The sequence below is a fragment of the Proteus sp. TJ1640 genome (assembly GCF_003144445.1).
Lineage (GTDB): Bacteria > Pseudomonadota > Gammaproteobacteria > Enterobacterales > Enterobacteriaceae > Proteus > Proteus penneri.
The window spans coordinates 308,568-331,177 of the sequence record NZ_PENY01000027.1 but is presented as its reverse complement, the minus strand read 5'-3'; the positions used below and the strand labels follow the sequence as shown (position 1 = coordinate 331,177).

At 34.8% G+C, this 22,610-nt stretch carries 23 protein-coding genes; 12 read left to right on the top strand and 11 right to left on the bottom strand.

What is annotated here, in order from left to right:
* Positions 1-35 precede the first annotated feature (35 nt).
* On the top strand, positions 36-1,724 hold the full coding sequence (gene fadD / locus DK861_RS13870; protein ID WP_072064006.1) for a long-chain-fatty-acid--CoA ligase FadD: 1,689 nt from the start codon (positions 36-38) through the stop codon (positions 1,722-1,724).
* A 98-nt stretch (positions 1,725-1,822) separates the two neighbouring features.
* The gene (gene rnd, locus DK861_RS13865) at positions 1,823-2,941 is read left to right on the top strand and encodes a ribonuclease D (RefSeq protein WP_109400501.1); all 1,119 of its coding nucleotides are present in this window, start codon (positions 1,823-1,825) and stop codon (positions 2,939-2,941) included.
* Between the two features lie 289 nt (positions 2,942-3,230).
* Here rnd and minE read toward each other — a convergent pair whose 3' ends face one another.
* The 3 genes from minE to minC are packed head-to-tail and all read right to left on the bottom strand — an operon-like array spanning position 3,231 to position 5,040.
* Complete coding sequence (minE, locus tag DK861_RS13860) at positions 3,231-3,500, bottom strand: cell division topological specificity factor MinE (protein WP_006536628.1); 270 nt, start codon at positions 3,498-3,500, stop codon at positions 3,231-3,233.
* Between the two features lie 3 nt (positions 3,501-3,503).
* Positions 3,504-4,316, bottom strand: coding sequence for a septum site-determining protein MinD (minD, locus tag DK861_RS13855; RefSeq protein WP_006536629.1), 813 nt, complete (start codon positions 4,314-4,316; stop codon positions 3,504-3,506).
* A 22-nt stretch (positions 4,317-4,338) separates the two neighbouring features.
* Positions 4,339-5,040 carry a septum site-determining protein MinC gene (gene minC / locus DK861_RS13850; RefSeq protein ID WP_072064004.1) on the bottom strand — a complete coding sequence of 234 codons (702 nt, stop codon included), beginning with the start codon at positions 5,038-5,040 and terminating at the stop codon, positions 4,339-4,341.
* Between the two features lie 133 nt (positions 5,041-5,173).
* On the opposite strand from minC, the gene DK861_RS13845 reads away from it, so the two are divergent.
* From DK861_RS13845 to DK861_RS13830, 4 genes are read left to right on the top strand one after another with little or no spacing between them, the layout of a single operon-like run.
* Entirely contained in the window at positions 5,174-5,461 is a 288-nt protein-coding gene (locus DK861_RS13845) for a YcgL domain-containing protein (RefSeq protein WP_069369136.1), read from the top strand.
* A gap of 24 nt (positions 5,462-5,485) precedes the next feature.
* A complete protein-coding gene (locus DK861_RS13840) occupies positions 5,486-6,613 on the top strand; it encodes a lytic murein transglycosylase (RefSeq protein WP_072064003.1) in 1,128 nt (375 codons plus the stop codon).
* 52 nt (positions 6,614-6,665) lie between these two features.
* Positions 6,666-7,322, top strand: a complete 657-nt coding sequence (locus DK861_RS13835) for a fumarylacetoacetate hydrolase family protein (protein ID WP_006536634.1) — start codon at positions 6,666-6,668, stop codon at positions 7,320-7,322.
* 36 nt (positions 7,323-7,358) lie between these two features.
* On the top strand, positions 7,359-7,802 hold the full coding sequence (locus DK861_RS13830; protein WP_109400500.1) for a YcgN family cysteine cluster protein: 444 nt from the start codon (positions 7,359-7,361) through the stop codon (positions 7,800-7,802).
* Between the two features lie 66 nt (positions 7,803-7,868).
* Here DK861_RS13830 and fetB read toward each other — a convergent pair whose 3' ends face one another.
* From fetB to DK861_RS18585, 4 genes are all read right to left on the bottom strand, one after another.
* Positions 7,869-8,642, bottom strand: coding sequence for an iron export ABC transporter permease subunit FetB (fetB, locus tag DK861_RS13825; RefSeq protein WP_072064001.1), 774 nt, complete (start codon positions 8,640-8,642; stop codon positions 7,869-7,871).
* 50 nt (positions 8,643-8,692) lie between these two features.
* Positions 8,693-9,343, bottom strand: coding sequence for an iron ABC transporter ATP-binding protein FetA (gene fetA, locus DK861_RS13820; protein ID WP_109400499.1), 651 nt, complete (start codon positions 9,341-9,343; stop codon positions 8,693-8,695).
* 144 nt (positions 9,344-9,487) lie between these two features.
* The gene (locus DK861_RS13815) at positions 9,488-9,850 is read right to left on the bottom strand and encodes a hypothetical protein (RefSeq protein ID WP_109400498.1); all 363 of its coding nucleotides are present in this window, start codon (positions 9,848-9,850) and stop codon (positions 9,488-9,490) included.
* 182 nt (positions 9,851-10,032) lie between these two features.
* The gene (locus tag DK861_RS18585; RefSeq protein ID WP_109400497.1) at positions 10,033-10,947 is read right to left on the bottom strand and encodes a helix-turn-helix domain-containing protein; all 915 of its coding nucleotides are present in this window, start codon (positions 10,945-10,947) and stop codon (positions 10,033-10,035) included.
* 90 nt (positions 10,948-11,037) lie between these two features.
* Here DK861_RS18585 and DK861_RS13805 point away from each other — a divergent pair, with 90 nt between their 5' ends.
* The 3 genes from DK861_RS13805 (at position 11,038) to DK861_RS13795 (ending at position 14,320) form a co-directional block, all read left to right on the top strand.
* Positions 11,038-11,658 carry a TetR family transcriptional regulator gene (locus tag DK861_RS13805; RefSeq protein WP_109400496.1) on the top strand — a complete coding sequence of 207 codons (621 nt, stop codon included), beginning with the start codon at positions 11,038-11,040 and terminating at the stop codon, positions 11,656-11,658.
* 66 nt (positions 11,659-11,724) lie between these two features.
* Entirely contained in the window at positions 11,725-12,201 is a 477-nt protein-coding gene (locus DK861_RS13800) for an NUDIX domain-containing protein (RefSeq protein WP_109400495.1), read from the top strand.
* A 520-nt stretch (positions 12,202-12,721) separates the two neighbouring features.
* Positions 12,722-14,320 carry a methyl-accepting chemotaxis protein gene (locus DK861_RS13795; protein WP_109400494.1) on the top strand — a complete coding sequence of 533 codons (1,599 nt, stop codon included), beginning with the start codon at positions 12,722-12,724 and terminating at the stop codon, positions 14,318-14,320.
* 88 nt (positions 14,321-14,408) lie between these two features.
* Here the strand turns inward: DK861_RS13795 and DK861_RS13790 are convergent, their stop codons facing one another.
* Positions 14,409-15,407 carry a 2-hydroxyacid dehydrogenase gene (locus DK861_RS13790; protein WP_109400493.1) on the bottom strand — a complete coding sequence of 333 codons (999 nt, stop codon included), beginning with the start codon at positions 15,405-15,407 and terminating at the stop codon, positions 14,409-14,411.
* Positions 15,408-15,556: 149 nt separating this feature from the next.
* Here DK861_RS13790 and DK861_RS13785 point away from each other — a divergent pair, with 149 nt between their 5' ends.
* From DK861_RS13785 to DK861_RS13775, 3 genes are read left to right on the top strand one after another with little or no spacing between them, the layout of a single operon-like run.
* Complete coding sequence (locus DK861_RS13785) at positions 15,557-18,193, top strand: YdbH family protein (protein ID WP_109400492.1); 2,637 nt, start codon at positions 15,557-15,559, stop codon at positions 18,191-18,193.
* Entirely contained in the window at positions 18,190-18,396 is a 207-nt protein-coding gene (locus tag DK861_RS13780; protein ID WP_006536650.1) for a YnbE family lipoprotein, read from the top strand. Before DK861_RS13785 ends, DK861_RS13780 begins: the two co-directional genes overlap by 4 nt.
* 10 nt (positions 18,397-18,406) lie before the next feature.
* Positions 18,407-18,739 (top strand): YdbL family protein, encoded by a 333-nt coding sequence (locus DK861_RS13775; protein WP_109400491.1) that lies wholly within the window; start codon positions 18,407-18,409, stop codon positions 18,737-18,739.
* Positions 18,740-18,832: 93 nt separating this feature from the next.
* Here DK861_RS13775 and DK861_RS13770 read toward each other — a convergent pair whose 3' ends face one another.
* Genes DK861_RS13770 through DK861_RS13760 form a run of 3 tightly spaced genes read right to left on the bottom strand, consistent with a single transcriptional unit; the run spans position 18,833 to position 22,549 of the window.
* Positions 18,833-19,402 carry a fimbrial protein gene (locus tag DK861_RS13770; protein ID WP_109400490.1) on the bottom strand — a complete coding sequence of 190 codons (570 nt, stop codon included), beginning with the start codon at positions 19,400-19,402 and terminating at the stop codon, positions 18,833-18,835.
* A 41-nt stretch (positions 19,403-19,443) separates the two neighbouring features.
* Positions 19,444-21,855: a fimbria/pilus outer membrane usher protein gene (locus tag DK861_RS13765; protein WP_109400489.1), complete on the bottom strand. Its 2,412-nt coding sequence runs from the start codon at positions 21,853-21,855 to the stop codon at positions 19,444-19,446.
* Positions 21,848-22,549 (bottom strand): molecular chaperone, encoded by a 702-nt coding sequence (locus tag DK861_RS13760; RefSeq protein ID WP_109400488.1) that lies wholly within the window; start codon positions 22,547-22,549, stop codon positions 21,848-21,850. The genes DK861_RS13765 and DK861_RS13760 overlap by 8 nt, the downstream gene beginning before the upstream one ends.
* Positions 22,550-22,610: the final 61 nt, after the last annotated feature.

Genomic DNA, 22,610 nt, shown 5'->3' with positions numbered 1-22,610 from the left:
TAACCCAAGAAGTGCGATTAATCAGGAGTACTACTTTGGAAAAAGTCTGGCTTAAACGTTATCCGGCAGATGTTCCGGCTGAAATTGACCCGGACCGTTTTGCATCCCTTGCTGAGATGCTTGAAAACGCTGTCGCAAATTACGCAGATCAACCCGCCTTTATCAATATGGGCGAGGTCATGACTTATCGCAAACTTGAAGAGCGTAGCCGTGCATTTGCAGCATATCTACAAAACGGCTTAGGATTAAAAAAAGGTGATCGTGTTGCCTTAATGATGCCTAATTTATTACAATATCCTATCGCGCTTTTCGGTATTCTTCGTGCAGGCATGGTTGTCGTAAACGTAAATCCACTTTACACGCCAAGAGAACTTGAACATCAGTTAAATGACAGCGGTGCAAGTGCTATTGTAATCGTCTCTAACTTTGCACATACGCTCGAAAAAATCGTATTTAATACCAATATTAAACACGTTATTTTGACCCGAATGGGGGATCAATTATCTCGCCCTAAAGCAACACTCGTTGATTTTGTTGTTAAGTACATCAAACGATTAGTACCTAAATATAATTTGCCTGATGCCATTTCATTTCGTAGAGCAATGCATTTTGGCTATCGTATGCAATATATTAAACCTGAAATTACAGGAGAAGATTTAGCCTTCTTACAATACACAGGTGGAACAACGGGAATAGCTAAAGGTGCGATGTTAACGCATCGCAATATGTTGGCAAACCTTGAGCAAGCAAAAGCGGCTTATGTCCCAGCACTAAATATAGGAAAAGAGCTGGTGGTTACAGCGTTACCTCTGTATCACGTTTTTGCTTTAACCGTAAACTGCCTACTCTTTATTGAAATTGGTGGTAAAAATTTACTTATTACCAATCCGCGTGATGTGAAAGGTACTGTTAAAGAACTAGGGCGTTACCCTGTCACGGCAATTACGGGTGTAAATACTTTATTTAATGCTTGGTTACACAACCCAGAATTCCGTCAGCTTGATTTCTCCAAACTAAACCTCTCTGTTGGCGGTGGTATGCCTGTACAAAGTAATGTTGCCAAAGAGTGGGAAGAGTTAACAGGTAAACATTTGTTAGAAGGTTATGGTTTGACTGAATGCTCTCCGTTAGTCACTGGTAACCCTTATAATCTGAAAAAATATAGTGGTAGCATTGGATTACCGGTACCTTCAACAGACGTTAAGTTTATTGATGATGAAGGTAACGAAGTTGACCGCACCGTAGGCGGTGAAATGTGGGTTCGTGGTCCTCAGGTCATGAAAGGTTATTGGAACCGTCCTGATGCAACTGATGAAGTTTTACATGATGGGTGGGTTGCGACTGGTGATATCGCTACAATGGATGATGAAGGCTTTATCCGCATCATTGATCGTAAAAAAGATATGATCTTAGTTTCCGGTTTTAATGTATATCCTAATGAAGTGGAAGAGGTTGTCTCTGCCCATCCTAAGGTTTTAGAATCGGCTGCGATTGGTGTACCAAGTAAAAACTCGGGTGAAACAGTTAAAGTTTTCATTGTGAAAAAAGATCCATCATTAACAGAAGATGAGATAAAAACACATTGTCGTCGTTACCTAACAGGTTACAAAGTACCTAAAATTATTGAGTTTCGTGATGAATTACCAAAATCAAATGTTGGTAAAATTTTACGCAGAGAGTTAAGAAATGAAGAAAAAGAGTTGAAAACCTCAACTGAATCTTGATACAACACTCAATAACCTTTTTCAATTTCGCCGGTTTATACCGGCGTTTTTGCGATTAAATAAAAAGTCATTAGACATAAAAATAAGAGAAACCTGTTTTGAATTATCAATTGATTACGACAGACACAGCACTAGATACCGCCTGTAAAGCCGCTTCAGAGGCTTCACAAATTGCTTTAGATACAGAGTTTGTCCGCATACGTACCTATTACCCACATCTTGGTTTGATCCAGATGTATGACGGTAAACAGATCTCTCTTATTGATCCATTAGCAATTAAGGATTGGGCTCCTTTCGTTGAGCTATTAACAAACCAGGGTATTATGAAGTTTCTCCATGCTGGAAGTGAAGATCTTGAAGTCTTTTCTCACCAGTTTGGCTGTGTTCCAACACCGATGATAGACACTCAAGTGGTTGCTGCATTTTTAGGTCATCCCATTTCTTGTGGTTTTGCGACATTGGTTGAGAAATATGAAAATGTTGCACTAGATAAAAGTGAATCCCGTACAGATTGGTTAGCGCGCCCTTTAACTGAAAAACAGTGTCAATATGCCAGTGGTGATGTTTTCTATTTGCTACCTTTAGCAGAAAAATTAATTAAAGAAGCTGAAGAAGCAGGTTATATGGATGCTATTGCAGATGAATGCGAAATGATTGCAGAACGTCGACAAGAAACTGTAGTACCTGAACTTGCCTACCGTGAAATAAGCAATGCATGGCAATTAAAAGGTCAACAGCTAGCATGTTTACAAATGCTTGCTCAGTGGCGTTTAAATCAAGCTAAATCTCGTGATATGGCATTAAACTTCGTTGTAAGAGAAGAGCATTTATGGTCTGTTGCTCGTTATCTTCCTTCATCATTAGCAGAGCTAGATGCATTGTCGCTTTCAGGCCAAGAGATCCGTTGCCATGGTCGTCGTTTATTAGATTTTGTTGTTAAAGCTAAAGAAATTAAAGATGAAGATTGTCCAGAGCCTATTGGCAATTTAATCGAACAACCAAACTACAAAAAAGCGTTTAAAGCGATTAAAGCAGTTATTCAAGAAATTAGTGAAGATAAACGTTACAACCCTGAGCTGTTAGCGTCAAGAAGACAGATTAACCAATTATTGAGCATTCACTGGAAAATAAAAGAAGGGCAACCTGAGTTGATCTCACGCTGGCGTAAAGCCTTATTAGAAGAGAAAGTGACAGAAATTCTCGCGCAATATCCATAGTCTTACTCATTGTTTATTTTTTAATCCCTAATATCCTAAATAACATAGGGTTGCTAGTTCAATAAATAATAATAAATAGGAGTCTCTTTTGAGGCTCTTATTTTTTATACACGAAATAACTAGCCTTCTGTGACTTATCACCAATGATGAAAATAGTAGCGAGATATAGCCCTATTTTCGCGTTCAGGTGAATTCAAATTGTATATAATTAAACACAGAGCCAATCAAATTAATTATAGTTCATGGTTGGCTCTGTGAATAATGGCTTATATAAAGCGTAAAATATGATTTACTTTGTAGGTTCTTCACTCTCAGGTAAAGTCACATTGAGCTCTAATACAGAGATATCATCGCCTTTCTGTTCAAATTGAACTGAAAGCATATCTGGATCTATCTGCACATATTTACAGATGACACCTAATAAATCTCTTTTCATATCAGGTAAATAAGCTGGCTCGCTATCACCACGGCGACGTTCTGCTACGATAATTTGTAGACGCTCCTTGGCAATATTAGCTGTCGACTTTTTACGCGACAGGAAAAAATCTAGTAAAGCCATCTTTTACCCCCCAAAAAGGCGTTTCAGAAAGCCTTTTTTCTCTTCTTCAATAAAACGGAATGGATGTTCTTCCCCTAACAAACGATTTACTGTATCTGAATAGGCTTTACCTGCATCAGATTCGCCATCTAAAATAACAGGTTCACCTTGGTTAGATGAACGCAAAACAGATTGATCTTCTGGAATAACACCCAATAGTGGAATGCATAGAATTTCAAGGACATCTTCCATACTTAACATATCACCGCGGCTAACACGACCAGGATTATAACGAGTTAATAGCAGATGTTCTTTAATTGGATCTTCACCTCGTTCAGCACGACGTGATTTAGAGGCAAGAATGCCTAAAATACGGTCGGAGTCACGTACAGATGATACTTCTGGGTTTGTTGTGATAATCGCTTCATCTGCGAAGTAAAGGGCCATTAATGCACCACTTTCAATGCCCGCAGGAGAATCACAAATAATAAAATCAAAACCCATCTCATCGAGTTCATCTAATACTTGTTCGACACCATCACGGGTGAGAGCGTCTTTATCTCTTGTTTGTGAAGCAGGGAGAATAAACAGATTTTCTGTACGCTTATCTTTAATCAAAGCTTGATTTAAAGATGCATCACCCTGAATAACATTAACAAAATCATAAACAACTCTACGTTCACAACCCATGATAAGGTCTAAATTACGTAACCCAATATCAAAGTCGATAACAACCGTCTTATGACCTTTTTGAGCGAGGCCGGTAGAAATGGCCGCGCTGGAAGTTGTTTTACCAACCCCACCTTTACCTGACGTAACAACAATAATGCGTGCCATGGAGTGATTCCTTGTCGATGCTCTAAATTAAGTTCTCGATTGTTAATTCATTCTCTTGCAGACTCAGTTGTACTGATTTACCAACAAAGTCTGTAGGAATTTGGTCGCTTAGCCAATATTGACCAGCAATAGAAACAAGTTCAGCAGACAGATGTGTACAAAAAATATGGCTCTCATTATCACCCGATGCGCCTGCAAGGACACGTCCACGCAATACACCGTAGACATGAACATTACCATCAGCAATTAATTCAGCGCCTGCACTCACATTACTAATAACGACTAAATCGCTATTTTGAGCATAAATACGCTGACCTGAACGAACAGGAGTGTGGATGATTTTTGTTTTTTGACGAACAGCTGTCGGTGCTTCATTCGTTTTATCGTTATTTGCCTGAGTGCTTGGCTTTACTATTTTACCTTCATTTAAGATAGGTAACTGTGCGGCAATTATCGCTTCTTTCTGTTGGGCGTCTGAACTACCACTAATTCCCACGACTCGTAAGCCAGCATCTTCTACAATTCGCCTCAGTTTTTTAAAATCAATATTTTCATCTGCTAAAGCAGAAACATTGATAACTACAGGTGCGTTTTTCAGAAATTGAGGCGCTTGTGCAATTTTTTCTGAAATAGCCTGACGAATAACTTTCGGTGTTCCATCGTTTAAATGGAGTACTGAAAGGGTAAAATTACTGCCTTTTAACTCAATGGGCGTGTTTGACATCTATCTGACTCAGTAAATTTTTTATAATCTGGCACAAAAAACCAGAGACGATATTACGAAAGTATATAAGCATGTTATATTTACTAAAATATTCAGGCAAGTCGCTTATTTTAATAATTAGAGTTTAATGAAAATGATTTGTGCAATTTACCGTAGTACCAAACGTGATCAAACTTATTTATACATCGAAAAAAAGGATGATTTCTCTCGAATTCCGGACGAATTATTACAAAGTTTTGGCGAGCCGCAGTTTTCAATGTTGCTTAATCTCGCGGATAGACAGCGTTTAGCGCATGCTGACATTGAAAAGGTCAAAAAGGCATTAGTTGAGCAGGGTTTTTACTTACAAGTTCCACCACCTGTCGAAAGTATGTTAAATGCTTATTTAGATGAATTAAAAAAATCAGAAAAAACTGAATAAATCATCGAGATAAAAGGAGCATAAATGTTCAAATATTCATTCATCGCTGTGATTGTTTCCGGTTTAATGTTATCTGCGTGTACAAATAGCCAACAAAAGTTGGCTGAAAGACAAATTATCCCACCAGAGGCAACGGCAGTTGAAGCACAAAAAACACCTCGATGGAAACAAGTGGATGTTGCATCGTTAGAACAAGCGTTTCCTAAAGAAACTCGTACTTCTGCACAATTTCCTGCTTATGTTGACGCGTTAAAATTGAAAGCAGCTCAGTTAGGATATAAACCAGAAACAATAGATTTTGCTTTTTCAGAAGCACATTTTATTGAACGAGTGATTAAATCAGATCGTAATCAACCGGAAAAGAAAATTACACTCGATGTTTATTTACCACGCATTGTCACCAATGGTCGTTTAAGCCAAGGGGCTAAGCTTTATCAAGAGCATCAAGATACCTTAGAGCAAATCAGTAAAAAATATGGTGTGCCTGCTAACTATATTGTTGCGTTATGGGGGCTTGAGAGTGGCTTCGGTAAAGTGCAAGGTAAAGAGGATGTTGTTTCTGCACTTGCAACGCTGGCATTTGAAGGCCGTCGAGAAGCGCTGTTTACTCGTCAATTGATGGCTGCATTAGAGATTATTGAAGAAGGACATATCCCTCAAGGACAACGTCTCAAAGGCTCATGGGCAGGAGCAATGGGACAAACTCAGTTTATGCCATCATCCTTCCTAACTTATGCCGCAGATGGCAATGGTGATGGAAAAATCGATATTTGGAATACTCAAGAAGATGCATTTGCTTCGGCTGCTAATTATTTAGCGACTGAAGGTTGGGAAAGTGGACTCCCTTGGGGAGAACAGGTTACTTTATCGGTAGGTTTCAACCAACAGCTTGAAGGCATTAAGACTGAACAGAAAAAAACGGTCGCACAATGGAAAGCATTGGGTGTTCAATTACCTGTAAATAGCCAATTAAACGATGCTATGTCTGTATGGTTAATTATTCCTGATGATGATTTACATAGAAGCTATTTAGTGACACAGAACTTCCGTACGATTATGCATTGGAATAGCTCTTACTTCTTTGCCCTTAGCATTGTCACAATGGCTGATGGCGTTGCTAATAAAATAAATTCACTGCCTCACGCGAGTTAATTGCGTTTTGCCATGAAATAAAACACAGCAATTTACCTAAAAGGAACACAATATGTATCAACATCGTGATTGGGAAGGTGCGTTACTTGATTTTCCTGTTAATAAAGTAATTTGCGTTGGCAGTAATTATGCAAATCACATTAAAGAGATGGGTTCGGTTCGTTCAGAAGAGCCTGTGATTTTTATCAAACCAGAAACAGCTATGTGTGATATTCGCCAACCTATTGCTATCCCAAGAGATATGGGAGCGGTTCATCACGAAATTGAATTAGCAGTACTTATTGGTCAGCCACTTAAGCAAGCTAATGAAGATAGAGTTGATCGTGCAATTGCGGGTTTCGGTATTGGTCTTGACCTGACATTACGTGATTTACAAGGTAAATTGAAAAAAGCAGGGCAACCGTGGGAAAAAAGTAAAGCGTTTGATGGCTCAGCACCTTTATCTGGTTTTATCCCTGTCAATTCATTTGGCGATCCGCAAAATGCAGACTTAATGTTACGTGTTAATGGCGAGATTCGTCAGCAGGGTAACAGTCGTGATATGCTAACGCCTGTTTTACCCCTTATCAGCTATATGTCGCGCTTTTTCACCTTACGTCCTGGTGATGTGATTTTAACGGGGACACCAGAAGGTGTGGGTCCTCTTGAATCAGGTGATATGTTGGTATTAAGCGTTAATGAACATCAGCTGACAACACGGGTTATTTAATTCGTATTAGATGAGCAATAAGGTAATAACGTAGAGATGACACAGGCTTTTTGGCAGACTAAAACATTAGATGAAATGAGTGATGAGGAGTGGGAATCGCTCTGTGACGGGTGTGGACAATGCTGTTTACACAAGTTAATGGATGATGATACTGACGAGATATACTTTACCAATGTCGCTTGTAATCAGCTAAATATTAAAACCTGCCAATGTAGTAATTACGAAGATCGTTTCCGTTATGAGCCAGATTGTATAAAGCTTACGCGGTATAATTTACCAACATTTGAGTGGTTACCAATGACTTGTGCGTATCGTCTGTTAGCTGAGGGCAAAGCGTTACAAAGTTGGCATCCTTTAATTGCTGGTAATAAAGCAAGAATGCACCAAGACAACATTTCAGTAAGATATATTGCGGTGCCAGAAACGGAAGTTGAAGATTGGGAAGATCATATTCTTAATCGTCCGAAGGGACGTGGTTAATTTCTTATTTTTATGAAAAAGGTCACTCAATGGGGTGACCTTTTTCAATATAGTTAATAACTATAGTTAGCGGCTCTCAAAGTTAATAAGCTGGTGGCGCTGATTAAAAAACTTCTTATAGGTTAAATAGCAAGCAATAATGGTTGAAATACTGGCTGTTGCCATCAACATAAAAGTCACCATAATTTGATATTTAACGGCTTGTAATGGATCAACACCAGCAAAAATAAGTCCTGACATCATGCCTGGTAAACTTACAATACCCACAGTTTTCGCCGCATCAACGGTCGGAATTAATGAAGATTTAATGCTATCTCGAATAATACTCATTGAGGCTAGTTTAGGTGTAGCACCAAGACTTAACATTTCTTGCAATTGCTGTTGTTGATTTTGAAAACGTTGACCCAAATTATTATAACAGAGCCCTGTTGCTATCATGGCATTACCGGCAATCATCCCTGTAATAGGAATAATTTGAATTGGGGTAAAAGCAATTGAACTGGTGAGTAATAAAATCGCTAAAGTTAATAATGCCCCTGTTGTAATAGCAGTAAAAGAGATCAGAAAAATATCTTTAACGTATTTACTTCGCTTTTTGGCATTATAAGCTGCGTTATAGCAGATAAATAACACCATTAAGAAGGTGAGTATAAAATGGTCGACATGGAAAATATAGGTCAAGACATAGCCAACAATTAAGAGTTGAATAATGGCTCTTGCTGTACTCCAAATAATGTCTTTTTCTAAAGCTAGTTTTTCTTTGCGACTAATAAAAATAGCCACGAGAACTAATAAAAGCGAGAAAATCAGAGATTCATTGCTTATCGTATGTTCGTTCATAATATTATGTTCGCTCATAACAAAAGGGTGGCTGATAAAGAAATAAAAAATCAGACATCATTGTGAGAAGATAATGAGATCACATCATCAGCATGTTTTATTTCATTTTGATCGTGCGTGACCCATAACACGGCGAGATTTTGATCTTTAACGTAGTGGTGAATAATATCATTCACTTTTGTTTTGTTGTTTTCATCTAATGCACTTGTGATCTCATCAAGTAATAAGATTTTTGGCATAAATTGTAGATTTCTTATCAGTGAAATACGTTGTTTTTCACCCCCTGAAAGTTCATTAATTCCTTTTTTCATAATCGATTCAGGTAAACAAAAATAATCCAAATCATGTGCCAGTTTCTTATCATCCACTGGGAGTTTTCGTAAGAAATAAGGAAATTTAAGGTTATCGTAAACAGTCTCACCAAATAACATGGGGGTTTGGGTACAATAAGAAACCTGTTGGCGATATTCTTCGGGGGACAACGTTAAATAGTCTTTATTTTCAAAGAAAATTGAACCACTTGTGGGTGATAGTAGTGAAGCGACAATCTTGAGTAAGGTACTTTTACCACAACCTGAGGGGCCTGTGATAAGTTTAAATTCAGAAGGTTGAAGTTCAAAATTGATATTGTCGAGGATAGTTTTGTTATCAATTCGATAACTTACTTTATCAAGACGTAAAAGTGAAGTCGTACTTTCCATTCTTATCCCAAACTTAAAAAAGAAAATAATTATCATTATATAGAATTAACGATATAAAGATCCTGCTTTAAATCAGTTAGTAAGCAGTTCTATTACTCTTTCAGTATAGGAGAATGGGAATGTAAGCCAACATAAAAGATAAATTTATTTCGTGTATTGCGTATACCATTGTTGTATATCATTAATTATTTTATTCGTTAAACGCTCACCTTGTTCATTATAAAACCCATGATCTAATTTCTCATATTTAATAAACTTCACATTAGGCTGATTAATATCTCGGTTTAGTTGATAAAATGCATCAACAAACACATTATTTTTAATGCTGTTACAGTCAGAGCCTTGCATTAATACTAATAGAGTTTGATTTTTTTCAGCTCTTTTATCCATGTAATAGCTAATTTCACTGCCATCTTTCCGTGGGAGTAGATGTGTTGATATTTCTGCATAACTTGCAAAAGAAGGAAGTAAAAAAGCAGAGAGTAAAAATAGAAGCGAAGTGCGCATGATCACCTTATTTGTTTTTGTAGGGATGTAATAAGAAATTTTTCAATAATTAGTAAACAGCTGACTTAGTGAATTATTTATTGTACAGAAAAAAGCGATAAAACAGTTATCGCACAGTAGCCTTTATAAAATGAATCTACTCTTAATAAAATAGCCTGAAAACTCAGGCTATTTAAAGATCATTAATGAATAGGAACAAAATAATCAATTTCTAAGGTTTTGGGTAATTCCATTAAATCAATATTAGTTTCTATACTGACGTATCTTTCAATATCAGCGCCTAAGCGACGACATAAACCTAATGCGGGCAGGGTATAAAAATAAATTTTCATCGCAAATTGTTTATATTCTTCCAGCGTTCCTTTAAATTGGAATCTGACATAACGTCCTGCCTCAATCACTCTTTTTCTAAAACCGCTGGTTTTTGTAAAATGATCTAAGCTATTTAACCCAATTTCATAATCAATCTGGATTTTATTTTTACGTAATGTGTTTGGTTGGTATGAGATAAGCACAGTACTCTCTGTAAAATTTTTGTCCGTATACAGTAAAAAATCATTCCAAAATTGGTGACGTATATCTTCGTGCAATTTACCTATATCTTCGATAGAACAAAAATATTGATATTGCATCCCATAAACATAACTTTCAGGTAACTCCATAATTTTAGGAATAGGTAAATCAACAACATCAAAATTGATTGGTGGCTGAAAATTATTGCCACAAAGATTATCAAGTTTACGGTATTCTGTAGGTGTGACACCAAATGTGGCTTTAAAACGACGTGTAAATGATTGCTGAGAATCAAACTGATAACGTAATGCTACAGTCAGAATAGGCAATTTGGTTAAACGTAATTCTGTCGCTGCTTTTGTTAAGCGTCTTCCTCGAATATACGAAGCTAGTGTTAATCCTGTTGCTTGCTTAAATACGCGTTGTAAGTGCCATTTGGTATAACCGGAACGGATCGCAACATCATCAAGTAGCAACGGTTTTTCTAAATTCACCTCAATCCAGAGAAGAAGTTCTTTGATAATTTCTATATTAAAAGAGGATAAGGTATTTGAGGGGATAAGCCCATTGTACTGAGATGACATGATAATTTCCTGAAAATATTTTGTTCAGTTTACACGAAACTGATACCCATATATTATTACATACTTATGGTATGTATTTAGGGTTTTATCATGGAAATAAAATCACGGCAACAAGAGAATTCAGAACAAACGCGTTCTGCATTACGTGAAGCCGCACAAGAACTATTTATAAATCAGAACTATTGTGATGTTTCCGTTAATGAAATATCACGTCACGCAAGAGTAACTAAAGGGGCTTTCTATCACCACTTTAGTAATAAAAAAGCGCTATTAAAAGAGTGCTACCTTTTTCAGGTTGATAAAGTCGTCGAAAAACTCGTTCAAATTCCTACCTATGATGATCAGTGGCAAGAGTTAGAAGTTATTTTTAGTGTTTGTGTTGATCATATTTATCAACATAAAGATAAGCTTATTCCTTTACAAGAAATAATTTCGGTTCTAGGTTGGAAGGAATGGGATGCGATTGATTCACAAATTCTTATTCCTCGAATTAAAAAATGTGTAGATGTTCTCTATGAACAACAAGAAATTTGTACTTATTCTTCTGATATTGTTGTGAATTTGATTTATGGATTTATCACGCATATTACGATTAATTTAAAGAATGAAGCTACATTACCTGAAAATGCTTGTAAGGACTTTAAAACGATATTTTCTGATTTTTTGATGGGGATAAAACAATCTTCGTTAAATGCGAAAAACCATCAATAGCACAAACATAATGATAGATGCGATGTAAATTGGATAAAAATAAATAGAGCAAAGGATCAGAATATTATGACAATAGAAGTACCTAAGAGTCATTTCACAGCAACGGGCGTTGTATTCGATGGACAGGGCAAATTCCTTCTTCATTTACATTCTAAAATAGGCTGTTGGTTACCACCTGGTGGTCATATAGAAGAAAATGAAGAGCCACAAGATGCAGTATTAAGAGAAATAGAAGAAGAAACAGGTTTATTGTGTGAGTGTCTTTGTTACCAACCTGAATTTAGCCTTAACCTAAATAACGATGATGTTATTGAGCTTGTAAAACCTCTCGCCATTTTAAAAGAACCCATTCACGATAAAAAACAAGGGTTTCATTATCACATCGATATGATTTATCTTTGCAAACCGTTAAAAAATAGCCAATTAACAAATAAATCTTTCCAATGGCTTTCTTTGGAAGAGGTTAAAAAAAGAAAAACGCCATTAAATGTGATAAGACTTATTGAACTAACTGAAAAACTATTAATAAAAAAAATTATTTAAATTTCTTAATAAAACTAAATGGCTCATAATAAATAAACAATTAAAGCGGTTTTTAGAAACTGCTTTATTATTATTGGAAATAAAAAATTTTAAAACTCACTATAAATTAATATTAGAATTAAATAAATTAATGTTAATAAGTAGATATACCTATTAAAGCTTAAGATAAAATATACAAATAAAATTATAAAAACTAAAAAATAATTAATAAATTATCTTTTTCTGAGTGAAATCACCTTCATCGCGGGATATTATGTGAGTAATTTGTCTATGGATGGATAAAATAATTGTTTATTTCATAAGTGAAAAATGGTTTTCACTGTACTCTAAAGTTTTCCCTCATTATTACCGACATTATAAACGAAGGCAGATCCTACGAGCCTTTATATTCTAATGAATAAATTTTAGCCTTATTTTATTTACACTAGGGAATATGCTCTTTGTCAGAGAAAAAGAGTGCATTCTGATATCTTACAAATGTACAGATAAAAAATTCTGTATATTTTGATGGAATATGACCATGTTTAAAAATATCAGTATAGAAAAGACCGTTAAGGTCATGCTGGCCATTTTATTTGCGTTGATTATGAGCATTATTTATTTTAGTTATGATGCTTCCACTCGATCTTATAATAATTTCGTTTCATCAAATAGCCTAAGTCAGCAAATGTTACTTATGGGCAAAGCGCGATATCAAATGGCCGTGATCAGGGCAAATATTAATGGTTTAGATGGGCAATTAAGGGTTAATGAAAAACCATCCGCAAAATATTTTCATCAAACAGCCGAGTATATTGAAATAACCCGCGAAGAGATCCACCGTTGGGCAGATACGGAAAAACTCACCTTAGAGGGGCGAAAATTAGCTGATGATATGACGAAGCGTTTTGATGAACTGCTTGATATTTTCACCGGTGCACTCGATAGACTGCGTAAAGGTGAGCTAACAACACACTCGGCCAGTGCTAAAATGGACGAGTTAAATGATATTACTATGAAATATTATGCGGTTGCTAATGGTATTGAAAATAGTTATATCGATATTGCAAAAACATCTCAAGAACGCTTGATGATGGTGTCAATTTCTACTGGTACTATCGTTATTCTCTTATTTATCTTTATATTGCGTTGGTTTTCCCATACATTTATTAGCAATATTAGAGTGTTAATCAATATCTTTAGTAAAATGAGCCAAGGCGATTTAAGTATGCGTGTAGAGAATCACGGTACTAATGAATTTGGTCTGTTATTCAATGAAATGAATAAGATGAAGAATTCATTAAGCCATATGATTTCTTCCGTAAAGAATGCCGTTAATACCATTAGTATTAGTGCAAGCGAAATCGCGACAGGAAATACCGATTTATCTTCCCGTACTGAAGAGCAGGCTAGTGCATTACAAGAAACGGTTGCGAGCATGGAGCAAATTAAAACAACTGTTGAAAAAAATGCGGATAATTCACGAGAAGCAAGCAAATTAGCACTAACAGCAACGGCATCTGCTCAAAATGGTGAAAATGTGATGGACAGTGTGGTTGAGACTATGCATTCAATCTCTGAAAGTGCGAAGAAAATTGCAGATATCAATGACATTATTAACAGCATTGCTAATCAAACGAATATTTTGTCATTGAATGCGGCAGTTGAAGCGGCAAGAGCGGGGGAGCAAGGTCGTGGATTTACCGTTGTCGCATCTGAAGTGCGCAATTTAGCCAGTCGTAGTGCGGAAGCTGCGAAAGAGATCAATGAGTTGATTACGCACTCTGTTAATAAAGTGAATGTTGGTTCGCAGCAGGTTGCGCAAGCTGGACGTTCAATGTCAGAGATCGTTACGACAATTAATCAGGTGAATGACTTTATGCAACAGATTGCTCTTGCTTCTAATGAGCAGAGTATGGGCATAAATCAAATTGCGTTAGCCGTCAGTGAAATGGATACAGTTACTCAGCAAAATGCAGCATTAGTTGAAGAATCAGCGGCTATCACAGCGAATATGGATGATGAAGCTCATCAATTAGCTAAATTGGTTTCACAATTTAAAGTAGATGAAGAGAAAGAAGTCCTTTCACGTTTTGATTCAATGCAATCAACAGAAGCTATCGATATTCAAGAAAAATAAGTGTTGTATCGATAATAAATAAAATAAGCCCCTTTGGCTAAATAATGCGAAAGGGGCTTATTATGATTTTTATTCTTAATATTTAGAACTAAGCTTTTATCTGATTAACGCACTCAATGCCTGAAGCAACTTCTTTAATGTTGTGCAGTGTCGTTTCACTAATACTAATTAAGGCTTCTTCTGTTAAGAAGGCCTGATGTCCCGTGAACAACACGTTATGACAAGAAGAAAGACGACGAAAAATATCATCTTGGATCACGTCATTTGATTTATCTTCAAAGAAAAGATCGCGTTCATTTTCATAAACGTCCATTCCCAATGCACCAATTTTGCCTTGTTTCAATGCATTAATTGCAGCTGCAGAGTCAATCAATGCACCACGACTAGTGTTAATAATCATTACACCATCTTTCATTTGTGTAAAAGCAGTTTCATTTAATAGATGATGATTATCTGCGGTTAATGGGCAATGTAATGAAATGACATGAGAATTTTTGTAAATTGTTGCTAAATCGACATATTCGGCACCTAAATCCAGTACTGCTTGATTTGGATAAGGATCATAGGCTAGTAATTTCATGCCGAAGCCTTTTAATATGCGTAATGTCGCTAATCCTATTTTACCTGTACCAATAATACCGGCAGTGCGATTATGCATATTAAAGCCAGTTAAGCCTTCTAATGAGAAGTTAGCATCACGAGTACGTTGATAGGCTCTGTGTATACGACGATTAAGTGATAGCATCATGCCAACAGCATGTTCTGCAATAGCTTCTGGCGAGTAAGCAGGGACACGGACAACTGTTATGCCTAATTCAGTGGCAGCTTCTAAGTCAACGTTATTGAATCCTGCACAGCGTAATGCGAGGATACGTATATTAAGGCTAGCAAGTTCTTGTAAAACCACACGATTCGCATCGTCATTGACGAAAATACAGACAGCATCAGCGCCAACGGCATTTTTTGCGGTTTGTTCTGTTAAATTAAAATCGAAATATTCAATATCATAATGATATCCATTATGTTGATTGACCCATTCCATGTGCTTACGATCATAATGTTTAGTACTATAGGAAACGATTTTCATTCAGTCTTCTCTACTCTCGATTAAATTTTTATTCAGAGACTGGAAAAACAAGAATTATCCAGCCCCAATATGAAAGAAATTAATACTATCATTATAAACAATTTAACGAGGTAATTGGATGATTCAGGTTTGTTTAAAAGGAATATGATGTGTTGTTAAGAAAAACAATCAAATGGACAGGGATGATACTACTAGGCACAGGTCTAATAGGCACTGCTTTATGGGTATCTATTCCTCGTTGGTTGCCAGTTGTTGCCGATTATTACTTACCTGAAGGTGTAACACTTTCTTTATCACGGCCCAAGTTACAGCGTATGGGTGTTTCAGTTGACAATATCGCATTAAAGACAGATAGCTGCACTTTAGCTAATATTGATAACTTCGCGTTCTCTTATCAAAAAGAGCAGATTGATAAACTTCAATTTAATAGCCAGCAACTTGCCATTGATGAAAAATGTTTTTCAATGATCCCTACAAGTAAGCAAGAAGAAACGGCAACTATTCCTCTTGAGATAAATTCACTACTAACCTCAATACCTCATTTATCTGTCAATATCGACAATGTGCTTTTAAAAGAAAATAGCCGTTACCAAGGTGAGTTACAGCTAAAAACCCAAAATAATGGGCGTTTAATTTCTTACCAAGGAAAAAATGCTCAACTTGCTATTTTTATTAGAGATAATAAGTGGCTTGATATTAAACAACTTAAAGTGAATTTACCTGATGACAATAATATTGAACTTGCTGCTGAAATAGCGCTTCCTCTGGATATTGCGTCATTACCTGAAAAAGGAACCATTAATGCCACGCTATTAGCTTCTCAATATGCTCATCCTTTAGTTTTTATTCTTGAATGGATAGGACAATCGGGCACTATTTCAGTTGCTGAACAAGGTGGTGGTCACGCATTGGCTTTATTACCATGGACAGTCACATCTGAAACTATTGTTATTGAGCAAGGCCGTTGGGAATGGTTTGGATTAGACCAACCTTTGCGAGGCGGTATAAATATTAATATTGCTCAATGGCAAAAAGGATTGACGGATTTAAGATTAACTGCACGATTAAACGTGATGACAGAAGGTAAAGCGGGGAAAGGAAACTTAGTGATATCGATCCCTGAAACGGCTGTTAATTGGTTAGATGCTCAAATCCCTATTCAAATCACAGGTATTATTAATAAAGAGTTAATGCAAGCTAGTGCACAATTGCCAGTTAAAGTTACTGGTATGTTGACTAATCCTACTATTGAATTTCAATCTGGTTCTTTATTTCGTTTTAAAGGACCAGTCACTGAAACGCTCACTGTCACTGATGCTCGTTTACCTTTAGCTGGAACCACTCTTTCATCAAAAGGTTTTAATGGGCGTTTAAATGCGATAGTTGTTGCCCAAGATAGTATTTGGGGGGATTATCGCATTCATTTTCAAGGTAAAGCCAGTGACTTTTTACCTGATAATGGAACTTGGCAATGGCGCTATTGGGGGGATGGAAATTTACTACCATTAAAAGCGCGTTGGGATATTGCAGGGACAGGTTATTGGGCTGATAAATTAGTGAGTTTTGAAAAACTCAACACAGGTTTTGATGTTTTAAAATATCAACATACTGTAATGACGGCACCACGATTATCTTTGCTGAGCCCATTTCATTGGAACAGAGATGATAAAACCTCGACATTTAATGGAAAGCTAAAGTTAACGAGTCAGCGCATTGATTTTCCTGCTGGTGGTTTTTTAGATAAGACAGATTTTATTGCTACGGTTAATGGTGAATCACCTTTTAATTTTAATGTAAAAGGTGAGCTAAGTGCTAAACCCAACATAGGACCAATTGCAATTAATACTCGTTGGGATGGTGCAAGATTAAGAGGTAAAATGCGTTGGCCGTTACAACCAATTAATGTTTTTCAATCACTTATCCCCACAGATTTAGGAATTACTCTTGATAAAGGTGAACTCTACACTCAAGCAGATTTTTCTATTGCACCAGAACAAGGACTTGTTGCTGGTGGACATCTTGTTGTTAAACAAGGTGGAATGTGGCTTAAAGATGGAGTTTTAGAAGGGTTAGAATTTATTTTACCTTGGCGTTTAAACGGTGATGAATGGCAACTTGGTGTAAAAGAGCCTGTTCAGTTACGAATAAAGCATGTTAATAATCTTTTTGAAATGACCGATATTACAGCCGATCTTCAAGGTTTTTATCCAGCAACTGAAAGTAAGCCATTAGTCTTATCTAACGTTAATGTAGCAATGTTGGATGGAACACTATCTTTAGCAAAATTAGCAATACCACAACATGATGCAGCGATTATTTCTATTGATAACATTCAATTAAGTCATCTGTTTACTTTATTAAAAGTGACTCAGTTTGCTGCATCGGGTAAAGTTAGTGGTGAATTTCCATTTTTTATTAACAATAATCAATGGATTATTAAAGATGGTTGGCTGGCTAATTCATCTTATTTAACATTAAGACTTGATAAAGATTTTGTTGATTCAATCGATGATAATAACATGTCAGCTGGTGTGGCTATGGCATGGTTGCGTTATCTAGAAATCAGTCGTTCTTGGACTCGAGTGAATTTAAGTAATTTAGGTGAGTTAGTGCTAGAGGCTGAGATTCAAGGAACAAATCCCCTTGAAGATAAGCGTCGTCAGGTTAATTTCAATTATCGGCATGAAGAAAATGTCTTTCAATTATGGCGAAGTTTACGATTTGGTTCACAATTGGAAGAGTGGTTAGAAAAAAGCTTATCAGATTTAGGGAGTGAGTCAGAGTGAAACCATTATTCTTAAAAAATCTATTTTTATTCACGATCATGGCAATGGGAATATCAATTTTAACCGGATGTATTCGACTAGAAGTCGCAACACCTGATAAACCGATAAATATTAATATGAATGTAAAAATCGAACATGAAATTAATGTAAAAATAGATAGACAAGTAGAAGATCTCTTAAAAAATAACAGCGCCATTTTTTAAAGGATAAATGATGAATTATAAAAAATATCTCTTAAGCTTTGGTTTAATGATAGCTTTAACGAGTGTTAATGCCATAGCATTGACGCTTGATGAAGCGAGAGCACAAGGGTTAGTAGGAGAGACCTTTAGTGGCTATATTGAGCTTGTGCAGACAAACAACAAACAAGCTCAACAACTTGTTGATGAGATAAATCAAGCTAGAAAAGCAAAATATGCTGAAATTGCCAAAACCAATCAAATAACACCCGATTCTGTTGCTCGTCTTGCAGGTGAAAAATTAGTCGCAAGAGCTAATGAAGGTGAGTTTGTAAAAGGAATTAATGGGCAGTGGATTAAGAAATAATATCCACTACCCAAGTAGCGTGGTAATAAAAGGGAGACTAAATTATTATATTAGCATTGATATATTGATGATATCTATTATTACTTTATTATTTTAGTCTTCGTGATCACTTATATCTATCAATTTATCTGATTCGATAATTTGATTGTTCGCTTCTATAGTAAAACTAATATGAGTACTTAACTTTCCTGGCATTGGTGGACGAGCATCTTTTTTCACATAATTTACTGAAAAATAAAAATGTGCTTCATTATGTTCATCAATAATTTTAGTGAATATATTTTTATTGTTTAAATTAATGGGGTTATCTTCATCATCAAACAATTGAAATGTAATATTATCACTTGCTGTAGGACCTGTAGCATGATTGATAAGGTAGCCATTATTAAAATCAATATTTTTATTATCAATACTTACGGTTATTTCAGTGTTATTTTCCGAACAATTTTCAAACGATAGCATAATCATTTCACTATAGTCCTTATCAGCTAATGTTCCTGAAAAGTCATCAGTATGTATATCATCAAGTGTAGTAGTATAAGGTATGGAAATATCACAGCTTACTGTCGGTGGTAAACTTCCTCTTCTATTATCAGATAAAGCAATAAAAGGGAAGTATAGTAATAATAGCGGAATTAAAAGAGTTATATTTATTGATTTCATAGAAATACCTTACATAAATATACAAGAATAAAAATTATTCATTATTGGCAATCAACTTGTTTCTTAATAAGTGAATTGTTTTTACTTTCATTTTTTATGTTATAACGGAAAAAACATTGTTGCTTCTCTGTATTTCCCCATTTTACTTGTACCGTTCCGGTTTCTTTTATTCCTGAGAGGAATATTCTATTATGGTCATAGACAAAATCACTAGAAATGAGATTATTATTGTCATCAAATACCATTACATTGGCAGCAAAGGGGATAGGTGTATTTGAGATAAATAAAACATTATAGCCCATATTTAGAGGGAAATTGATTTTTGCTACCGCACCTAATGTGGGAACAATAGTTTTACTTTGAGTTTTAGTATTACTAAACTCAGGTAACGAACTTATGTTTAGTCCAATAGTATTTTTACGATATGGCATGATGTACGGTAATATTAAATTACCGTTATTGTCTGTAGTGGCTTGTGAAGAACGATTAGTTTTAATTCCAGCAATGCCATTCGTATTTACAATAGCAAAAGTATTACCTAAATTAGGTGCCAACGTTATTCCACTTTGATGTATAACTATCGCACCATTAACTCCTAACCTTAAAAAGGTGTTATTAGGTGAGTTAGTTGTATTAATAGAATAAGATTGGTATTTCCCTCTATATTGAGCATTTACTGAGGTATGATGGTTAACATTCGGGTTGCTAAAATCCCGTTGATAATTAATAGAATAGCCTAAGCGATAGTGTTCTAGTAAACTCCCACCTATAGTTGTACTATTTATATAATTTTTATTATTTGAATGATAATTAAATTGATTGTTTATCCAATGATAAGAATGAGATTTACTTATTAATGGAATGCTAAAATTTAAAGAAAAATGGTTGTCATTATAATATTTTTCATTTTTATATTGATATTTTATACTATAATTCATTTTTTTTATAGAAGATGATAGAGAAGTATTGATTGTAAAGTCATTTTTTCTTTCGGTAAAAGAATCTTGATGGTAACCAATAGAAAATCTCCCAAAAGATCCAATCGGTTGAAAAAGAGAAATTGTATAGCTATTTTTTATTTTGTCTTTTTGATTTTTTCTAAAGCTAACACTATCAGATTTTATTGATTGATAATAGCTAGAAGATATATTTAAAGAAGTACCAGTATTGTTCCAGCGTTTATGGTAGCGCAATTGATATTTTAATAGGTTATTATAGTTAAAATAACTAATGTCGCTCGCTAATCCCCCCCAATGACCTAAATCTAATGATAATCCTGAAAAGAAAGTATTGCTATTCAGCTTCTTTCTAATTGCACCATAAGCGGTTATTTTTTGATTAATGCCATAAGAGAACTCACCCAGTAAAAAAATAGGTTTATTATTTTGATTATCAAACTGGTTATATCTATCATAAGAATATCCAGAAATAAAATTATATTGATAGCGACCTTTTTTTAGCTGGTTTGGCATTGTAGTAAAGTAATGCGTACTTTTTCTTATACGTCCATCAGCCTCTTTTATTTCTAATACTAATTCATTGCTACCTATAACAGGTAGATCATTTAAAATAAAAGGCCCAGGAGGAACAATAGTTTCATAAATGATTCTTCCTTGTTGTTTCACTTTAATTTCAGCATGAGATTCTGCAATCTCTTCTATGATAGGACTATTCATATAGAGGTCATTACCAGAGAGTAAATTACTAGATATAAGTTGAAATCCAATTAATTTATCTGTTGATAACATTCTACTGGTTGGTCGAAATTCCCCCACATTAAGCGTTGCTAACAGCGTATTTAATTGGCGATAAGCGTATAATGAGTATAGCTTAAATTGCTGTTTCTTATCCGTGTGATGATAATAACTTTTACTACGCAATCGCCAAGCACCTAAGTTAGCACCTGAGTTAAAATTGATTTTGTGTTCTATCTTATTTTGATTGTTATATTTACCAAAATAAGAATACGAGCTAAATAAAGCAGGGACACCATCATCCCATAAAATTTGGCTAGCTAGATTATTTTTTTTATTATTTAAGGCTTTTTGTGGAATAGTTAAATATAATGATTGTGAAGAAAAATCATACTTAAAATCAATATTATAATTGCTTAATAACAAATCAGAATTTAAATCAATAGGAATATTATAAAAAGATACGTCAATATCCAAATGAATTAAATCATTAATATTAATTCTTGGTGTTAATATACCTTCTCTATTTTCATAATATAAAATAATAGTTTCTTTTTTCTTTTTGTTGATATAAATATTTGTTGAGTAATAGCCATCAGGATGTTCATTATTTAATAACTTGTCGATGGTTTTATTATCAATATTTGGCAATACACTTTGATATAGAGGATGAATATTATTGTTAGCAATAGCAAAGAAAGGGTATGCATTTAATATCAATAGCAAAGATGTTTTTAGCCTAAAATTTATCTTACTCATAAACAAGTTCCTTTGGGGTTGCAATGATAGTCTGCTCGTACTCATCGACTCTCTTCCAATGTACTTTTTTATCTTTAATATTTTTAGTTATTTTTTTATTTTTTATACTGTAATCTTTAAATGGTGATATAGTTATTCGCTCATTTAATATATCAATGCCATCTATCTTTGCCTCTGCTATGGTAATAAAATAAGGAGTGGGGTTGTTTATTTTAATAAAATTGTCATCATTAATAAAAAAATTAATATCTTTATTATGGTTTTTATCAATAATATTATTAGGTGTATAGAAAAGATTATATATTGAGTTTAAAGAGATAAGAAGCAGGTTTTTATCAGCCATCTCATCATCTATAACTGGAACTAATTTTATATTTACTCTATATACAGTTTCTTTGTTGATTTCTTTTATATCATCCGTTTTAATAATTTTTAATGTGAAATTTTCATTGGGTGGTAGTTTTATTAAACTAGGAGATATAATAAATGGCGCCTCACTATTATCTTCTTTGTTATAGTGTGATACCCAACTTTGAATAATATAGCTTTCTTTTTCGCTTTTATTTTTTATATCAAATAGAATTTCCTTATCTTGTTCTTTATAAAAAAATCTATCCTTATTAATTTGAATAGCAGCATAAGATGAGAATGTAAAGACAAAGGATATTATATAAATAATGTATTTTTTAATCATATATTTTTTAATTAACCATTAGCTAAGTTGTTTATTTTATTAATCCATAAATAAAAAGCCG

Coding starts and splice junctions, on each gene's coding strand:
- minD (WP_006536629.1), bottom strand. CDS start 4,316: ATGGCACGCATTATTGTTGTTACGTCAGGTAAAGGTGGGGTTGGTAAA.
- DK861_RS13775 (WP_109400491.1), top strand. CDS start 18,407: ATGAATTATAAAAAATATCTCTTAAGCTTTGGTTTAATGATAGCTTTA.
- DK861_RS13815 (WP_109400498.1), bottom strand. CDS start 9,850: ATGCGCACTTCGCTTCTATTTTTACTCTCTGCTTTTTTACTTCCTTCT.
- minC (WP_072064004.1), bottom strand. CDS start 5,040: ATGTCAAACACGCCCATTGAGTTAAAAGGCAGTAATTTTACCCTTTCA.
- DK861_RS13805 (WP_109400496.1), top strand. CDS start 11,038: ATGGAAATAAAATCACGGCAACAAGAGAATTCAGAACAAACGCGTTCT.
- DK861_RS13800 (WP_109400495.1), top strand. CDS start 11,725: ATGACAATAGAAGTACCTAAGAGTCATTTCACAGCAACGGGCGTTGTA.
- DK861_RS13840 (WP_072064003.1), top strand. CDS start 5,486: ATGTTCAAATATTCATTCATCGCTGTGATTGTTTCCGGTTTAATGTTA.
- DK861_RS13830 (WP_109400500.1), top strand. CDS start 7,359: ATGACACAGGCTTTTTGGCAGACTAAAACATTAGATGAAATGAGTGAT.
- DK861_RS13760 (WP_109400488.1), bottom strand. CDS start 22,549: ATGATTAAAAAATACATTATTTATATAATATCCTTTGTCTTTACATTC.
- minE (WP_006536628.1), bottom strand. CDS start 3,500: ATGGCTTTACTAGATTTTTTCCTGTCGCGTAAAAAGTCGACAGCTAAT.
- DK861_RS13765 (WP_109400489.1), bottom strand. CDS start 21,855: ATGAGTAAGATAAATTTTAGGCTAAAAACATCTTTGCTATTGATATTA.
- DK861_RS18585 (WP_109400497.1), bottom strand. CDS start 10,947: ATGTCATCTCAGTACAATGGGCTTATCCCCTCAAATACCTTATCCTCT.
- fetA (WP_109400499.1), bottom strand. CDS start 9,343: ATGGAAAGTACGACTTCACTTTTACGTCTTGATAAAGTAAGTTATCGA.
- DK861_RS13790 (WP_109400493.1), bottom strand. CDS start 15,407: ATGAAAATCGTTTCCTATAGTACTAAACATTATGATCGTAAGCACATG.
- DK861_RS13835 (WP_006536634.1), top strand. CDS start 6,666: ATGTATCAACATCGTGATTGGGAAGGTGCGTTACTTGATTTTCCTGTT.
- DK861_RS13770 (WP_109400490.1), bottom strand. CDS start 19,402: ATGAAATCAATAAATATAACTCTTTTAATTCCGCTATTATTACTATAC.
- DK861_RS13795 (WP_109400494.1), top strand. CDS start 12,722: ATGTTTAAAAATATCAGTATAGAAAAGACCGTTAAGGTCATGCTGGCC.
- fetB (WP_072064001.1), bottom strand. CDS start 8,642: ATGAACGAACATACGATAAGCAATGAATCTCTGATTTTCTCGCTTTTA.
- DK861_RS13845 (WP_069369136.1), top strand. CDS start 5,174: ATGATTTGTGCAATTTACCGTAGTACCAAACGTGATCAAACTTATTTA.